Genomic DNA, 15924 nt, shown 5'->3' with positions numbered 1-15924 from the left:
TTCTGATGAAATTTGCGGCCACCGGTAGGACGGTGGCCGCCGTTGATCGTGGTTGTTCTTTGTTGATCGTTGATCGCTGGTTACAGCAGGTTGCGGATCGCGGGCGTCAGCATGCGGAACAACCCGGAGCAATTGGCCCGATCGCAGCGGGCCGGATCATCGACCAGCAGATTGCCCGCGCCATCGGCAATCAGGGTGGAGGCCGCCAGATAGCCAGCGATCTCCTGATTCAACTGGTTGATAAACGGGCTGGCCGCTGCATCGCTGGTTTCGATCCATAAGCCGTTTTCGGTATTGGTCAGCGCGGATAACGGATCGAAATTGAAACTACCGACAAAAAAGGTCTGGCCGTCGATCCGGATGATTTTCGAATGCAGCATCGGGTCGCCCTGGCCGCCGTGAAATTCCCTGACTTCGAAATGATCTTTGGCCAGCCCTGGCAGGTCGTCGCTATACGCTTTGCCAATCGCCGGAAATTCAGCCGACATGCTGGTGATGGAGGTGGTGAGCAGCACCACATGCACCCCGTCGTTTTTTATTTTGGCGTTGAGCACCTCGCGGATCTCAGGCACGAGGATCACGTAAGGGCTGACGATGACGATTTCTTTTTTCGCGCTCCGAAGCATTTGCACGATTTGTTCAAGCGTGCCGCCTGCTGATTTTTTTTGCGGCGTGTCGTGAATATAGGTCAGCCTGGGGCAGGCCGCCTGATCCGGGATTTCGCCTAAAAGCGTGGAATGGCCGCGGTTCGGTGGAGCGAACTGGCCATCGCGCAACAGGCTGACATAGCGCGCAAGCGCGGCGGAATCCAGGGAGCTAGCCGGTGCGCCGGTGCGGTAGATCTGGCTGGCATCGTTCCACCCGGCGGCTTGCAAAGGCGTTTGCGGCACGCTTTGCGAGGCTTGCCAGAACTGCTGGAAATGCGCGTGCATTGCGCCCAGCACCGAAGCGGGAGCGGGCGTGCCGCGCACCAGAATGTCTTTCTCAATCAGGCCGCCGCGCACGCTGGGGTCCCAGGTGGAGCTGCTGCCGATCACCGCGTCATCACCGACCAGAAAGAGCTTGTCGTGCATCCGGTTACGCAGGCTGAGCAAGCGGTACTTCGGATTAAAAATGCGAATTTCAAACTGCGGTGCGAGGGTCTGAATGGCCGCGATTAATTCCTGGCTCAATGGCAGGCTGACGCCGGGGCCAATCCCGTCCGCCAGCAATTGCACTGACACGCCGCGCTGCGCGGCCCTGACCAGGTGCTGCAGTAGTTCAAAGCCGCTGGCGTCGTCGTTCAGGATGTACGCGAGGATCTGGATTTTCTGCGGGGCCTGGGCGCGCTCGATCAGATCGAGCCGCACGCTTTGCAACTGGCTAAAGGGCACATCTGCGAGGGAATCGGCGCACAGTGGCGCGGCAGGTGCGGCGGCGGAAGACGGTGCGGGTGACACGCTGGCGGCCACGGCGTTGCCCAGGCTGAGAAAAATCGCCGCCAGCGCGGCAGAGAAAAGTTTCAAATCATGTTCCTCGTGAATTAACCGGAGTTGGTGCGACTGGGGCGTTTGCGCTGGTTTGAGCTCAATCAGCGGGCTGGATCTGTGCAGAAAAAAACTGCTCCACGCTGTCCATCATCTCGCCAAAGTGATGATTGAAACCTGCCGGGTCAACCTTATAGGTATCGAGCTTCGACTTCGTCACATTGGCGTGCCAGACCGGCGAATCTTTGGGATAGGTAATCAACTGCTTGGGGGCGGAAATTTGCTGGAACATCGCCAGACTTTCGCTGGGCGATACCGCTGGATCGTTCTCGGGTATCACGGCAAAAGTCGGCACCCTGATTTTTTTATAAACCCCGAGATAAGACAGCGGTAACGCGACCTGATTCGTTGGGCCATAGAGCGTGCCAACACGCTCGCCGTAAGTTTTGGCGAGGTATTGATTGAGATTGAAAATCTGCATGGCTGCGTTACCGGAGTATTTGGGTATTTCATCCAGATCCGGTGCCTGGCTCATGAAGAGATTGCCATCCAGCCGGGTCAGGGTGCCGATGGTACCGGCGAGATTCGGCAACACATTCAGTTGCAGCGCGGGGGCCCAGACCGCCAGCCCCGCCGCTTCGCCTGGGTATTTCAGCACCCCTGCGATAGCCAGTGCGCCACCCAGGGAGTGGCCCGCAAAGACAATCTTGTGGCCGAAGCAACTGGCCATGCTGACAGCCTTGTCGAGTTCATCAAGCCAGTCCTGGTAACTCACATGGTCGATATGGTTGACGTCTTGTTCCCAGTGACCGGGCAATAAAATCGTTAGCGTGTTGTAACCATTTTCAGAGAAATTCTGCGTCACACCTTTAAAAAAATAAGGCGATTCAAACAGGCCGTGAATAAATATGACGGTGTCTCTTTCAGGCTGCTGCCGTGCCAGGTCGAGATAGGGCAGATGTTTTTCTGGCACGCCTAGTGCGATTTTGGATTGGCGATAGGCTGCAAAACGCTGCTCGCACACCTGATGTGAGGCCTGTGGGCTGGACTGCTGGGCGCTGGCTGGCAGTGCGGCCAGAACGGACACGCTGCAGAAAATAGAACAAATAAATTTTTTAATCATCGCGTTATGCCACTTGATCAATAAATAGATACTGCCTTTCCAGTTTTAATGCCGGTTTTAATGCCGGATTATATCGAAGGTATTAAATGGAATAAAAATGGAATGGCCGGACAGATTATGTCCGGCGCATCATACCGACGCGCTAAACAGCGCTATCTTAAAAATAACGAAGGCATTCGGTTAAAGCGCGGCAGAGGCTTGGCGGGGGCTGTGCGCTAGTGGGCCAGTGAGTCAGACGTGTTTTTACCCTGCCCATCTATCGAAAAATATGATATTTATGCGCGATGAACGTTGACCAGCTTATAACTTTTGCCGCCGTGGCCGAGCACCGGAACATCAGCCGGGCGGCGCAGGCGCTGTATTTATCGCAGCCTGCCGTGTCGGGCCAGTTGCGCTTGTTGCAAGAGGCGTTTGGTGAGCCGCTTTATCAGCGCGATGGCCGTGGGGTGCGGCTTACCGCTGTGGGCGAGCAACTGGCGCAATACGCGGTGCGTTTGCGTGACACCTACGCCCAGGCGCGGGCTTACCGTGATGCCGTGCGAGGCGTCGAGCGCGGCACGCTGAGGATTGGTGCCAGCACGACGCCGGCTTCTTATGTGCTGCCGTACCTGATCGCCACGTTTCATCAGCGCTATCCCGATGTCACGCTGCATACCGCGGGCGGAAACACGGCTGATATCACCGGAGCGCTTGGCGCGCTTGATATCGCGCTGATCGAAGGGCCGGTAGGCGAGGGCTTGCCGCCTGATACGGCGGTGCATGCGTGGTGCGATGACGAGATCGTGGCCATCATGCCGCGCCAGCATCCGCTGGCCCAGGCGCTGCAGCAGGCAAATCTTCAGGACGTCACGCTTGCGCAACTGGGGGGCTATCCCCTGGTGTTGCGCGAAGCGGGCTCGGGCGTACGCCAGATCGTCGAACAGGCTTTCGCGCAGGCGGGGGTAGCGGCACAGGTGGCACTGGAGATCGCGGGGGTCGAAGGGATGAAGGAGGCGGTGCGAGCCGGCATGGGTATTGGCTTTGTGTCGGCGATGTCGATGCTGCACGAAAATCAGGCGCTCTGTGCGTTTTCGTTCGCTCCTCAGCCGCTGACGCGGCGCTTTTCGATTCTGATGCCGCACGCGAGCGCCCCGTCCCGTGTGGCTGAGCGCTTTCTCGCGCTGTGTCTGGAGCAGGCGGACGGCGGCCGTGTGCGGCTCGTCCCATCTCAGGAGGAGGCGCAATGAAGCGGCCCATTCTCCTGCTGCGCGGGTGCTGATCTGCGATCATGCCGCCTGCGATGAAGCTGGCGCGGCTGAGCTAACCGGTTGACGCAACACAACACGTCACACCACACCACCTCACACAACTGCAGCAGCGTACTGGCGTGGCCTGCCTGGCTTCGCTCCGATTCACCGGCCTATCTGTCTTTGGCATTTCGAAGGAAATTCATGCCTGTCGCTCTGTTGACGCTTGTCTGTTTGTCACTGGCGACGCTTTGCGTCGCCGTGTTTCCGATCGTGCTGTACCGGTGCTTGCGCCGTCCGTATGCGTTGAACTGGCGTGACACCGTGGCGGGGATTGCGGTGTTCGCGTTGTTTGCGATGGTGCTGGAGCGCGCGTTGAACGGCTATGTGCTGTACCAGAACGCCACGACTGCGGCATGGCTCTCGAACCCGCTTACTTTCGTGCTGTACGGCGCGCTGGTGGCGGGGCTGTGCGAAGAGGTCGGGCGTTATCTTGCGCTGCGCCTGATCTGGCGCAGGGCTGGCACAACACCGTTGAAGCCACTGAGCCGGCCAGTGAGCACGCCGTTGCCAGGCGCTGCTGCAAGCACCGCTACCGCTACCCTCAGCACTGTCCGCGGCAACGACATCACGGCGCTGGCGTATGGCATTGGCCATGGCGGCGCGGAAGTCTGGCTGGTGGGCGTGCTGGTGCAAGTGCAGTGGATTGTGTTCGCGGTGCTGGCGAACCGTCAGCAGCTTGATGGCCATTTGAGCGATTTGTCGCTTGAGATGCTGATGCGGATTCATCTGATTCTGGCGAGCTTGTCGCCGCTGACGGCAGGGGTGTTTGTGCTCGAACGGCTAGCGGCGCTGGTGTTTCAGATTGGTTTGTCGGTGCTGATGTGGCGCGGTGTGCGAGCGGGCTGGCGTGGCGTGCTGCCGCTGGCGATTGGCGCGCATGCGCTGATCGACGTGCCCGCCGCGATGGTGCAGGCGCGCCTGCTGCCGCTGCTGGTGGCCGATGGCTTATATGTGCTGGTGGCACTTGGCGTGGCGGGCTGGCTGATCGCGCTGTATCGTCAGCCGCAGCAACGGGCACAGTGAGCGTATGCGTGTAAGTATCGGCAGCGCTAGCCGGTGACGGCATTGGCTGCGTGCTTGATGTGCTTGATGTGCTTGAGTGCGTTTAAGTTGATGAGCTGCAGGCAAGCGGGTAGTGAACTTGCCTGTGGTTTGCTGGTGAAAACCCGCTGATGGGGCGGCTTATGACCTGCTGATAACCAGGCTTGTAACCCGCGTATGTCCCACTTATGGCCCGCGTATGACCTATAGACCCGGTTCAGCCCTGCGCTGCCCGGGTGATCTTTTATCTAGCCCGTTCTGTTTGCCGAGCATATCTATGGAAGCGTATCAATACGACTGCATCAGCCCTGAGATCGAGGCGCTGGCACGCGCGATCAGTGATCTTTTTCCGGAGCAGACCCAGTTTCTCCAGCGCTCAGCCACTGATCCGGCCTCGACGCTGGCGGTGCATTGGGTCGCGGCCCGGTTCGGCAAGGGCATGCGCAGGATCGTGCTGCATCTGGTTGTGGCACCGGCTGCGCTGGCGCGCTACCGAAGTCAGCCGTTGCTGGCGCAGGGCCGCAGCTTTGCGGTGCTGCGAGCGTATGTCGAAGCCACCTTGGGCTCGCTCGAAGAGGAGTACGCCAATGGTGCTGCCGTACCGTCCGAGGTCACGCTCGAACTGGGCGATGAATTCGCTTGAAGCACTCGGCTGTGGCGTTGCTATATGAAGTTAGGCGCACGCTGCTGCGGTTTGCCGTGAAGTCATGCGGCGCTTGACGCGGCCCATGACGCTGTTCAACGCACTAACCGGTACACCCTGGCAAACCGCGCGGCCTGCACGACGCCGTAATCTCCGGGCGCGTACTGCATCACCCAGTCGCCCGCGTTGCCGTGCAGCACGTCGCTGCCTGAGGCCCGGGCGAGGGAAAAGGGCTGATCCATTTGCCGCGCCAGCACGACGGCCGGGCGGTTCTGGTAAGCACCCGGTGCGCCGTGCGTCAGCGTGGCGGCAAGCGGCGTGTATTTCGCATCGAAGCGCGCGCGCTCCACCACCCAGCGTTCGCCATCCGCGCTGGTAATGAGCGCGTCGCCGCATTGATAGCGGTTTGGCCCTTCGAGGCTCATTAGCTCGCCTGGCTCCGTGGCGAAGTCGACATCGACGGTTTCTTGTTTGGTCACGCGTTGCGCGCTGGGATCAGTGCGCAGATCAATCTGGGTGAGTTCGAGCATGAGATGAGCGTTTTGCAGGTGGAATGCGAGGCGTGGAGTGGGAACGTCGTGATGCAAGAAAGAAAACACAACGGACAGCGCTTGGCACGCTGCCCGTTGGTTATACCAGGGCTTGGGTTCCGCGCTGCCTGTGGCGTACATGGGCATGCGGGTGGAGGCATGGAGCACGGCATCACGGGCGCTGGACCTGGGGAGCTGGAGGCCAGTGCAGCCAAGCTAACCAGGCCAACCGACCTCACCTGAGCGAAGCACCAGCGCGGCTACCGCGTTATGGCTTCGGTGTGGCTTCGTCCTGGCTGGCTGGTGCGGCTTTCTTGCTGGCCGAATGCTTGCCGTGATGCATCGTTGCACTCTGGCGGAAAGTTTTGTCAGCGAGCTTTTTTTGCTCCGGCGACAAGTTGGCATACAACGGCTCAAATGCCTCCACCAGTTTTTGCGTGCCGTCCGCATTGGCTCGCGTGAGCGCGGCGTATTCCTTCATGTTGTCGAGCGCCGACGTCAGGGCGTTGCCTTTGAGGTGCTGGTAGAGCGCGCTCATGGTGGTGCTGTTGGCACGCATGACATCAGCGAATTCGCCCCATTGTTTTTCCTGCTCGGGCGTGATCTTGAGCTGGTTGTGCAGGTAGGTAATGCGTTTTTCTACATGAACCCGGCGAGGTTCGGTTGCGGCCTTGGCCGGTGCTGAAGCGGCTGAAGCGGCTGTCAGCGTCGCAGCGGGGGTGCTGGCGGCGGCGACCGGTGCTGAAGCCTGAGCGAAAACGCTGCTCATCGAGAGCGCGGAAGCGAGAACAACGAGGGTTTTTTTCATGGAAACTCCTGATGCCGATTGAAATCAGGGCGATACCGATACCCGCCCCGGGTGGGTGCCGCTTTGCGCTGCAGCGCATGCTTTGCGTCAGGCGGGCCGTTTTGCCGTGGGCGCTATTAGTATCACGATCTGCACGTGCCGTGAGCCCTTCGCAACAATGCCTTACAACCCGCTCGCCGTTGCTGTCAGGCCATCTGGCTGAAGTGGAACAGCAGCGGCAGCTTTCTTTAAACCTGTTTCCCTCTTCTTGCCGTTTCTTATGAGACCTCCGCGCCTGGATCAACTAGATGACCTTGACCGCAACCTGGTGGCCCTGCTGCAGGCTAACGCCCGCGAAAGCGTGGCGGAGCTGGCGCGCCAGCTGGGCGTGGCGCGTACCACCGTGATTGCCCGGATCGCACGGCTGGAGCGCAGCAACGTCATCGCGGGGTATAGCGTGCGGCTTGGACAGGATGTGCTCGATGCCAGCATTTACGCGTATGTCGGCCTGATCATTGCGCCGAAATTCGGCGCGGAGGTGCAAAAGCGCCTCGGCAAAATGCCGGAAGTGCAGTTGCTGTGTGCGGTGAGCGGCGAGTTCGATTACGTCGCGTGGCTGCGCGCCAGCTCACCTGAGCGCCTGAATGATCTGCTCGACCAGATTGGCAACCTGAACGGAGTAGAGCGCACCACGACTTCGGTGATCCTTGCACGCAAGATTGATCGCGGTATGGCGGAGGGGTAAGAGGCTATCCAGCTTGATCTATCCGGTATCCGTAGCTATACGAAATTTCTCCGCCCAGTCCACCTGTTCGAGACGTGACGATTCTCGAACATAGTTCTTGAAACGTTATTCACTGCACCGAGTTTTGATCAGAAAGGAGGCTCATGCGAGCCGTCCGTTGCGTTTGATATGAAGCGAAGTGCCGTGCGTGAAGCGGTGAACCGTTTTCGCACGGCGAACCCGCGCGTCTTCGGTTCGGTGCTGCATGGCACCGGCCGGGACGGAAGCGACCTCGATTTATTGGCCGATACGTTACCCGGTGCGACGTTATTGGACTTAGGTGGTCTGCAAGATGATCTGGAATCTCTGCTCGGCGTTCACGTCGATTTGCTGCCCCCCGGCGACCTGCTGCCAAAGTTCCGGGCCAAGGTGCTTGCGGAGGCGCAACCGGTATGAATGAGAAGCGACTGTCCGATTAGCTCGGCCACATCCGGCCACATCCGGCCGGCTGCAATCGCTGTGTTCAGCTTCATTTTCGACGAATCGACGTAAAATTTAGTCTGAATGGCGAAATCACTCGTCAAAACGCAGCATTCTGCTACTAGGTTTTGTGTCTTCTTCTCCCTAAACTCTGGCTATCCGGTGTGCCTGCTTGTACCCGTCAAGCCCACTCAAGCTCACGCCAGAGCAATAACCATCAAAAAAACCAGGAGACGCACATGAAAATCGCCATCGCCGGTGCTGGCTTGATCGGCCAAACCATTGCCCACATGCTGCGCGAAACCGGTGACTACGAAGTCACTGCGTTCGACCGGGATCAGCCCGCGCTTGATCTGCTAGCGCAGCAGGGCATTCCAACCCAGCGGGTCGATTCCGCCGATGCGAATACGCTGCGTGCGGCGCTGCAAGGCTTCGATGCGCTGGTGAATGCGCTGCCGTATTACCTCGCGGTGAATGTCGCAACGGCGGCGAAGGGCGCGGGGGTGCATTACTTCGATCTGACTGAGGACGTGCGCGCGACGCAGGCGATCCGCACCATGGCGCAAGACGCGCCGTGCGTGTTCATGCCGCAGTGCGGCCTGGCACCAGGCTTTATCGGCCTGGCCGCGCATGAGCTGGCGCAGCGCTTTAGCGAAATTCGTGAGGTCAGAATGCGGGTTGGCGCGCTGCCGCAATTCCCCACCAATTCACTGAAATACAACCTGACGTGGAGCATCGACGGGTTAATCAACGAATATTGTCAGCCCTGCGAAGCTATTCGCCAGGGCCAGACGCAATGGCTGCAGCCGCTTGAAGGGCTGGAGCATTTCTCTCTTGAGGGCGCGGAATACGAGGCGTTCAATACCTCAGGCGGGCTTGGCACCTTATGCGAAACGCTGGCCGGCCGGGTTGAGACACTCGATTACAAATCGGTGCGCTATCCAGGGCACCGCGACCTGATGCGCTTTTTGCTCGAAGAGCTGCGGCTGGGCACGGAGCGCGACATGCTGAAAACGATTCTGCGCCGCGCGATACCGTCAACCGAGCAAGACGTCGTGCTGATCTTCATCACCGTGACGGGGGTGCGTGACGGGCGTTTGATCGAGGAGGTGTTCACCCGCAAGGTGCTGGCCAAAACCATCTGCGGTATGCCGATGAGCGCGATCCAGATCACCACGGCTGGGGCGATGTGCGCGGTGCTGGATTTGTTCCGTGAGAAGAAACTGCCGCAACGTGGCTTTGTGCGGCAAGAGCAAGTGCCGCTGGCAGCGTTTCTGGCGAACCGCTTTGGGCGGTTGTATGAAGGCCATCCGCTGGATGCAACCGCTATCGTTTAATGCGCTTCTGGCGGTGGAGGCTTTGAGCACCTGATGGATGGTGCTCAAAGCGAGAGGAGCGGGTGGTATTCAGCCGCGTGGCTGAAGGGGCTAAGAGGCTAAGGAGCTTTGGTTTTCGCTGATGCTGTTGATGTCGACGTTGCTGCTGCATCGGGGCTCTTGAAGGTCTCGCGCGCTTCAAGCCACATCACATTGATGATGCCGAAGCCGAGCGCCACGCCAATACCGAGAATCCACGTGAAATACCACATTGCACAGTCTCCTTGAATGTAAGTTCCTCCCAGCGAGCAGGAGCCCGGGGCGGTGAGTCGAAGCACAGCGAATGATCTGGCAGATACGGTTGAGCAAACAGCGGATTGAAGCAGGTTGAGCAAACAACAAGTTGGGCGGACAGAGAACAGCAGCAGCAACGGCAGGTGGAAGGCGGGTGCTACCAGGGCACCTCAGCGTCATCTTTAGTTGCCTCACTCGCCGCATCACTCAGTCGCATCAAATAGTGCCGGATGCCGCCGCCTGTCTGCCGCGATCATGACCAGGAAGCGTGAGCCACGCAAGGGGCGAAGCACGCGGCGTGACGGGCTGCGCTGCAAGGTATGTCAGAGGCATGAATCAAGCCCGGGCATTTGGCGTGAAACTTGTGCTTTATGCCCTGTGCCGCAGACCATGCGCTCGCTCCATTTCCGTGCCCCAAGCGGTGAACCACGGTTTACGCCGCGCCAGCCCATCAAGCAGGGCCGATGTCTCACGCTGTCTCCAGGCCCATGCCTCCAGCGCCACTTCTCAAACCGCTGCTCCACACCCCAAACCAGAGATCACCCCGCTTGGGGTCAGGCAAGGGTAGCGCCTATGCTTCCCTGCACCGTGTGTTGCGTGGAAGGGGCCGGGGAGCAACGGAACAGCCAATCGACTTAAACCGCTAGCATCGCCAGTGGCGGCCGGTTCCTTCCATGCTCGCATCGCGCTCTGAGAAGCAGTGGCGATTGGCCGCCTACCGGGCCACGTGCCCGAGCTAACGGTCGTTTTATCGAACTGTTGCAGGGACTGTCTGCCAGGTGTATAAACACCTATGTACTCAAACACTGATTTGGAGGGCATCATGAATACCGTGCGCTGGAACATCGCCGTGTCGCCGGACGTGGATCAGTCCGTCCGCATGTTCATCGCCGCGCAAGGTGGCGGCCGCAAGGGCGACCTGTCGCGCTTCATCGAGGAAGCCGTGCGAGCCTATCTTCTGGAGCGCGCCGTCGATCAGGCCAAGACCGCTGCGTCTAGTATGGGCGAGGCCGATCTGAACGACCTCATCGACGAGGCGGTGCAGTGGGTGCGTGAGCACTGATGCGCGTTATCCTGGACACCAACGTGTTGCTCGGCGCACTGATCTCTCCACACGCCCCCCCCGACGTCATCTATTGCGCCTGGCGCGCGGCGCGTTTCGAGCTGGTGACATCGATGACGCAACTCGACGAACTGCGGCGTGCGAGCCGCTACCCGAAGCTCAAGGTCATCCTGCCTGCACACCGCATCGGCACGATGGTCAACAACATGCAGCGCGCCATCGTGCTGGATGCGCTGCCAGCTCTGCCGGAAAACATCGAGGCAAACGATCCGAACGACACCTTCCTGCTGGCGATGGCCCTGGCCGGCGAGGCCGACTACCTGGTAACAGGCGACCGCCGCGCCGGGCTGTTGCAACGCGGCAGCATAGGCCGCACGCGTATTGTCACGCCGGCTACCTTCTGCGCCGAGTCGCTGTAACGCCATGCCTGTCAGCTTTCTGCCCGTGCAGTTTCGTGGAGTCCAGTTGTACGTGGACGGCACGCTGGCCGCGAACCTGATGAATGGCGAGCAGGTTGTGTTCTATCTGAACCCCGGCGTGCATCGGCTGGGAGTCTCGACACAGTTTGATCCGGTGCGCGAGTTGCCATTCGGGGTGAGTGCCGACGCGCGTTATACCAACCTCGCAGCGGTGAGCTTCAATCGCGGCCATCGCGTGCTCTTGCAGCGGGTCGCGCGTTAGGCGTGGCAACCAGATTGAAAGATCGCTCTCAGACGTTGCGAGCCGTTGGTCGCGCGTAAGGCGAGAAGAGAAAAAAAGCGCAAAAAGCGCATACACGAACGCATACAAAAACTAGCCAGTCACAAATTCGCACGTGTCGCAAGAACGAAGCCATTACCATGGCGGCTGTCCATTTTTCGCTTAGCCGCCTGGCGTCCTGCATTGCCTTTGGCCATTGCGCTCCACCAGGCCTGTGCACGCGGCAGCCCACGCATGACGCCGTGGCATCCCCGTTTAGACCTCAAGGTTCTCCAGAATGCTTATCAATTGCGCGGCCTACCAGGATGGCCGGAAACTCGCTGACATTGAAATCGACGACATCAGCGTGTATGTCGCCAAACCAGAATGCTTTGTCTGGGTCGCGCTGAAAGATCCTGGCCCTGGTGAGCTGGCCGTGATGCAGCATGAATTCGGCCTGCATGAACTGGCGGTCGAAGACGTGCGCAATGGCCACCAGCGGCCCAAGCTCGAAGAATATGGCGACTCGCTGTTTGCCGTGCTGCATACGGTCGAGATGGATGACGAGGGCGAACTGGTGATTGGCGAGGTCGATGTGTTTGTTGGGCCGAACTACGTGCTCACAGTGCGCAACGGCACGCGCCAGGGGTTTCAGGAGGTGCGTGCGCGTTGTGAGCGCGAGCCGGAGCTGCTCAAGCACGGTTCAGCGTTTGTGCTGTATGCACTGGCCGACCATATCGTCGACCGGTATTTCCCGCTTCTTGAGGCGCTTGGCGCAGAAATCGAAGAACTCGAAGACCGCATTTTCGACCGGCAGAACCTGTCGGCCTCACGCGCGATCATCGAAGACCTGTATTCGTTAAAACGCCGTCTCGTGCTGCTGCAGCATCACGTGAACCCGCTGCTCGAAGCGATTGGCAAGCTGACGGGCGGGCGTGTGCCACAAATCTGCGCCGGTATGCCCGCGTACTTCCGCGATGTTTACGACCACCTTGAGCGCATCGTCAAAACGATCGACGGCCGCCGGGAAATGATCGTGACTGCGGTTCAGGTCAATCTGGGGATGATCTCGCTGGCGGAGAGCGAGGTGACCAAGCGGCTGGGCTCTTTCGCTGCACTGTTTGCCGTGCCAACGATGATCGCGGGTATTTATGGCATGAATTTTCAGCACATCCCGGAGCTGAACTTTAAATATGGTTACCCGGTTTGCCTCGCGGTCATGCTGGGTGTTGACCTGATTTTATGGTGGCGTTTTCGCCGCGCGGGCTGGCTTTGAATCTGCCATGCCATTAATAATTTTTTCGCTTTTATTTCAGGCAAATTAATTTCGCTAAAATTAACGGCTTTTGAGTAATTTCTCAAAAACACCGGGTCCTGCTCAGCCAGGACCCGCGTGCACTGATCTAACCATCCACCCTTGCTCTCCGCCATTCAGCCAGCACCAGCGGGGGCCAGCGCCTGCGCTGTACCTGCTATCCAGCCGCAAATAATTGAATTTGGCGCGACGACGGTCGTCTGGCATGCCATGAAACGAGCCATTTTTATTTTTCATGTCTGAAAAATACGCGGTGGCGGCAGGGTCAGATGCTGCTTGATATTTTTCAGATATCAGCCTCATTAATTTGCCGCCTGGATTTAAATTATTTGGCAATGATTTTGTTTAAGCATTAATGGTGGTGATTATCTTCATGAAAGGACTTCAGGCAAAGCCTGGTCAGTGGCTCAGACAGGCGCTGCTCGCCGCTACGCTGCTGGTCATGCTGAGCGCTTGCGGTGGCGGTGGTGGCGCAGGCATCGACAGTGGCGCAACAGATCTGGCCGGAATCACACCCGCCGACATCACGGACAGAGGCCAGCAGCCCGAGCTGGTGCTGGAGCCGCTTCATTCCGCGTTACAACCCGGGCAGGCGGTCATGTCACCGGCTGCCACGGCCACTACGGTTATGACGGCCACGCCAGCAATTCCTCCCGTCAAAGTGTTCTCGGTTGAGCCAGAAAGTGGCCCGCCTGGCACCTTGTCCGTCATCCATGGCAGCGGATTCACGAAAAACATGCGGCTCTTCTGGGGCGAAACCGAGCTGCCGGTGGTATTTCAGTCGGATACCAAACTGATGTTCAGCCTGCCGTCGCAGTCTGCCGGGGAAGACATCAGCCACAGGCTGAGGTTGCAACGCGAAGACGGCGTCAGCCACAGATGGCCCTCGGCCGTGACGCTCGAAGCGGTGCCCGAGCCGGACGGGCTGACGCTCACTCGTGCCTACCGCGCTCAGAAAGTCCGCGTCACGGGGGCGCATCTCAATCTGGCGAGACGTGTGCTGATGGGTGACACCTCAAGCGTGCCGTTGAGTGTGGCCAGTGATGGCCGCTGGCTGGAGTTCACCGTGCCGGATCACGCCCCGAGTGGCTCGGTGGTGCTTGAAGATGCGAAAGGCCGCAAATTTGCCGCGGGCATCCTGCAGGTGTCCGGGCCTGCGCTCAGGCTGAGCATCGACGATGTCCAGATCGCGCATAGCCACCTTCACTCGCTGACCCAGCCGGTCACCAGCCCGTATCTGCGGCTGGTTTCGCTCAAGCCGCTGCTGGTGCGGGTGCGGCTGGCACCGAACAAGGACGGCAAGCTGTCTCAGCCAGAAGTGCGCCTGACGGTGAAAAACGATGCGCTGGGCAGCAAGACCTTCGTCATGAGCGGCCCGGACGTGCTGGACGCGAGCGCGGTGGCTGAAGATGACCTCGCGCGCAGCTACACCTATGAAGTCCCCGCGCAATGGCTGCAAAAAGGCTTTGCGTTTTCGCTTGAAGCCAATGAAAAGAGTTTTCCCGAGCAAGTCAGCCGCTTTGCTTACGTCCCACCCGCTGGCGTGCTGGGGATCGCCACCTATATCAAAGTGCGCTTCATTCCGCTGCAGGCACCCGACAAGCCAGCGCCAGGCGGGCCGACGACCTCTTACGACTACGAGATCGCGCGCAACCATATCCTGGGCCTATACCCGCTGTCGGAGGTCGATTTCGTGGTCGAGCCGGTGCTGGAGACGCTGGCTACCGATAACAGCCCAGAGTGGTTGATGCTCACCAAGGCTTACCGGATTGCCGCAGCGCCGCAACCGCAAGACAGCGAATTTTTCGTGGGGGTGACCCCGTGCGATAGCTGTAATGGCATTGCCGTGACGCCGGGGCGCGCTGCGGTCGTGCCGTATCGCTGGTATGCCCGCGAGGAGGGGGCGTTGCGTGATGTGCTGTTGCACGAGGTTGGCCATAACTTTGGCCGCAGGCATTCATGGCTGGACCCGTCGTTTCCTTATCTGAAAGACGGTAAAAGCCTGCTCGGCGGCGCATGGGCAATTAATCTGCTGCGCGGCCGGCTGCTGTACGACCCATCCAGGTGGCACGACATCATGAGTTACGACTGGCCGGCCAGCGTCTCGGACTACACCTTCAGCAGCGCCTATGCCTATCTTGAGAAAAACCTGCCGCTGAGCGCCAAAGTGGCCAAAGTTGTCAAAACCGCCAAGGCAAGCAAAGAGGAAAACAAAGAGCTCACCCAAGAGGCAAGCAAAACCGCTAAAACCGCTAAAGCCGCCAAGGCAACCAGCCCAACCAGCACCGCGAGCCACACCGCGCAGCAGGCGCTCTATCTCAACGGCTGGGTGAACCGGGCGGGCTCCCAGGTCAAGATGGCCCCGGTGCTGCGGCTCGTGGCCACACCGGACACGGTTCCATTGGCACCGAATGCATCTGTCCGTAAGCAGGAAATCACGCTCGAAATCACCTCCGCACAAGGGATTCACCGTTATCCGCTGCAACTGGCCGAAGCATCCGACGCAGATGATGCTCATGCGTTTAGCTTCGAAGCCAAGATTGCCGTGCTCGAAGGCATCCGCGCGATCCGGCTGTTCCGTGGGGCGGCGAAGTTGCTGACGAGCGAGACACACCCGCAGCCACAGCGCAGCATGCGCAGCCGCGCTACCACCGCTGCGATGGCCGCCGCCGTATCCGGCACCGCAACGGCGTGGGGCAGCTATCAGATCGTGGATGGCCAGCTTTGTCTGGTCTGGGATGCGCAGCGCTGGCCGTGGATCACCGTGTGGCAAAACACCCCAGCGGGCCGGGTGCCGCTGGCGCTGAACCGCACGGGCGGGCAGTTCGCACTGGCCTTGCGGGCCACCCAGCAAGAGACGACGGGCCTCACCGTCAGTTTGAGTGACGGCCTGAACACGACACTGCAATACGTTAGGCTCTGACTGAACCACGTCGTGCGTTGCAATGGCCGTGGTGAGTTGCGGCTCCCGGAGCGATCCTGGGAGCCGCCGTGCCGTTTACGGCCTGGCGAGTTAGCCAGACGGCGTCATGCAGGAAACAAATCCAGCACAAATGGAACGAAACAGGCCCGATGGTTACAGATTGCGAAAGCTATAAGTAAGAAAAACCGCTAAGGCGACTGCGTAACACGCAGTGACACGCTTCGCACTCAACATCCAAAATGCTTTTTGTCC

At 59.5% G+C, this 15924-nt stretch carries 16 protein-coding genes; 11 read left to right on the top strand and 5 right to left on the bottom strand.

All coding sequences use genetic code 11. The features are described from left to right. Positions 1-80: 80 nt before the first annotated feature. Entirely contained in the window at positions 81-1505 is a 1425-nt protein-coding gene (locus GH656_RS08065; protein ID WP_153075398.1) for a phospholipase D-like domain-containing protein, read from the bottom strand. A 61-nt stretch (positions 1506-1566) separates the two neighbouring features. Continuing rightward, positions 1567-2553, bottom strand: coding sequence for an alpha/beta hydrolase (locus GH656_RS08060; RefSeq protein ID WP_174769716.1), 987 nt, complete (start codon positions 2551-2553; stop codon positions 1567-1569). 320 nt (positions 2554-2873) lie between these two features. On the opposite strand from GH656_RS08060, the gene GH656_RS08055 reads away from it, so the two are divergent. The 3 genes from GH656_RS08055 (at position 2874) to GH656_RS08045 (ending at position 5562) form a co-directional block, all read left to right on the top strand. After that, positions 2874-3815: a LysR family transcriptional regulator gene (locus GH656_RS08055; RefSeq protein WP_153075396.1), complete on the top strand. Its 942-nt coding sequence runs from the start codon at positions 2874-2876 to the stop codon at positions 3813-3815. Between the two features lie 204 nt (positions 3816-4019). After that, positions 4020-4901: a YhfC family intramembrane metalloprotease gene (locus tag GH656_RS08050; protein ID WP_153075395.1), complete on the top strand. Its 882-nt coding sequence runs from the start codon at positions 4020-4022 to the stop codon at positions 4899-4901. Between the two features lie 295 nt (positions 4902-5196). After that, positions 5197-5562 (top strand): DUF3022 domain-containing protein, encoded by a 366-nt coding sequence (locus GH656_RS08045; RefSeq protein ID WP_153075394.1) that lies wholly within the window; start codon positions 5197-5199, stop codon positions 5560-5562. A gap of 95 nt (positions 5563-5657) precedes the next feature. Here the strand turns inward: GH656_RS08045 and GH656_RS08040 are convergent, their stop codons facing one another. Beyond that, complete coding sequence (locus tag GH656_RS08040; RefSeq protein WP_153075393.1) at positions 5658-6092, bottom strand: PGDYG domain-containing protein; 435 nt, start codon at positions 6090-6092, stop codon at positions 5658-5660. Positions 6093-6360: 268 nt separating this feature from the next. Continuing rightward, the gene (locus tag GH656_RS08035) at positions 6361-6900 is read right to left on the bottom strand and encodes a Spy/CpxP family protein refolding chaperone (protein WP_153075392.1); all 540 of its coding nucleotides are present in this window, start codon (positions 6898-6900) and stop codon (positions 6361-6363) included. Between the two features lie 259 nt (positions 6901-7159). Here GH656_RS08035 and GH656_RS08030 point away from each other — a divergent pair, with 259 nt between their 5' ends. The 3 genes from GH656_RS08030 to GH656_RS08020 all read left to right on the top strand — a co-directional run bounded on the left by GH656_RS08030 (position 7160) and on the right by GH656_RS08020 (position 9420). Further along, positions 7160-7624 (top strand): Lrp/AsnC family transcriptional regulator, encoded by a 465-nt coding sequence (locus GH656_RS08030; protein WP_153075391.1) that lies wholly within the window; start codon positions 7160-7162, stop codon positions 7622-7624. 168 nt (positions 7625-7792) lie between these two features. Further along, positions 7793-8059, top strand: a complete 267-nt coding sequence (locus GH656_RS08025) for a nucleotidyltransferase family protein (protein WP_153075390.1) — start codon at positions 7793-7795, stop codon at positions 8057-8059. A gap of 263 nt (positions 8060-8322) precedes the next feature. After that, positions 8323-9420 carry a saccharopine dehydrogenase family protein gene (locus GH656_RS08020; protein WP_153075389.1) on the top strand — a complete coding sequence of 366 codons (1098 nt, stop codon included), beginning with the start codon at positions 8323-8325 and terminating at the stop codon, positions 9418-9420. A 98-nt stretch (positions 9421-9518) separates the two neighbouring features. Here the strand turns inward: GH656_RS08020 and cydX are convergent, their stop codons facing one another. Further along, a complete protein-coding gene (gene cydX / locus GH656_RS08015; protein WP_153075388.1) occupies positions 9519-9671 on the bottom strand; it encodes a cytochrome bd-I oxidase subunit CydX in 153 nt (50 codons plus the stop codon). An 845-nt stretch (positions 9672-10516) separates the two neighbouring features. Here cydX and GH656_RS08010 point away from each other — a divergent pair. From GH656_RS08010 to GH656_RS07990, 5 genes are all read left to right on the top strand, one after another. Then, on the top strand, positions 10517-10756 hold the full coding sequence (locus tag GH656_RS08010; protein WP_153075387.1) for a ribbon-helix-helix domain-containing protein: 240 nt from the start codon (positions 10517-10519) through the stop codon (positions 10754-10756). After that, entirely contained in the window at positions 10756-11175 is a 420-nt protein-coding gene (locus tag GH656_RS08005; protein ID WP_153075386.1) for a putative toxin-antitoxin system toxin component, PIN family, read from the top strand. The genes GH656_RS08010 and GH656_RS08005 overlap by 1 nt, the downstream gene beginning before the upstream one ends. Before the next feature lie 4 nt (positions 11176-11179). Beyond that, positions 11180-11437, top strand: coding sequence for a hypothetical protein (locus tag GH656_RS08000; protein WP_153075385.1), 258 nt, complete (start codon positions 11180-11182; stop codon positions 11435-11437). A 295-nt stretch (positions 11438-11732) separates the two neighbouring features. Further along, positions 11733-12710 carry a magnesium/cobalt transporter CorA gene (corA, locus tag GH656_RS07995; protein WP_153075384.1) on the top strand — a complete coding sequence of 326 codons (978 nt, stop codon included), beginning with the start codon at positions 11733-11735 and terminating at the stop codon, positions 12708-12710. Positions 12711-13122: 412 nt separating this feature from the next. Beyond that, on the top strand, positions 13123-15672 hold the full coding sequence (locus tag GH656_RS07990) for an IPT/TIG domain-containing protein (RefSeq protein ID WP_153075383.1): 2550 nt from the start codon (positions 13123-13125) through the stop codon (positions 15670-15672). Positions 15673-15924: the final 252 nt, after the last annotated feature.

This window comes from Paraburkholderia bonniea, assembly GCF_009455625.1.
Taxonomy (GTDB): Bacteria; Pseudomonadota; Gammaproteobacteria; order Burkholderiales; family Burkholderiaceae; genus Paraburkholderia; species Paraburkholderia bonniea.
This window is presented reverse-complemented; position numbering and strand designations above follow the sequence as displayed.